At 42.6% G+C, this 767-nt stretch carries 1 pseudogene; it reads left to right on the top strand.

The features are described from left to right. Window positions 1-157 precede the first annotated feature (157 nt). Window positions 158-629 (top strand): annotated as a pseudogene (locus tag B2751_RS03060) (NUDIX hydrolase). The last annotated feature ends 138 nt before the right edge of the window (window positions 630-767 follow it).

Genomic DNA, 767 nt, shown 5'->3' with positions numbered 1-767 from the left:
ACGAGCTACCAGACTGCTCCACCCCGCGATGATATAACGTTTCGACAGATATTAATATAACATGTGTTTTTTAAATTGGCAAGTCTTTTTGCCTCATTTCTTTTTACTAACTGTCCTAATGAATATTCTTCTATACTGATACGAAAGGAGTGAACAGATGGGATACTTATTAGATTTACGAAAAATCGTAGGAAATCGACCGTTGATCAGTGTAGGCGCGACCGTACTCGTCATGAATTCACAATTTGAACTGCTATTTCAATATCGTTCGGATACGCACAGTTGGGGGGCTCCCCGGTGGTTCAATGGAACCGGGTGAGACACTTGAAGAAGTCGCGATGCGTGAGTTGCAGGAAGAAACCGGACTTCAAGCACAAAGCGTTCAACTGCTAGACGTCTTTTCTGGTCCTGATTACTTCTTCCGTTATCCAAATGGTGACCAAACCTACAGTGTGATTCATCTCTTTCAAGCAAAAGACGTATCCGGTACATTACAAATGACAGATGGAGAGAGTCTCGACTTACAATATTTCTCCTTAAATCAATTACCAGCACCTCTTGAAGCGCGTGCTGCAGCGCTATTACGTCAAATCAAGTCTCGCCTTCTTGATACAACACCTTCTTTTTAATCTAGATGCTTGTCTTAAAACTGACTTGATGACGGATTGACGTTCACTTGTCAGTTTTTCTATTTCTTTCGGGACTACACACAAAAAACCGACCTGCAATCTGCAGATCGGTCAAGTGCCTGGCAACGTCCTATCCTC

This window comes from Exiguobacterium sp. UBA6282 (genome assembly GCF_002440475.1).
Classification (GTDB): Bacteria; Bacillota; Bacilli; order Exiguobacteriales; family Exiguobacteriaceae; genus Exiguobacterium_A.
This window is presented reverse-complemented; position numbering and strand designations above follow the sequence as displayed.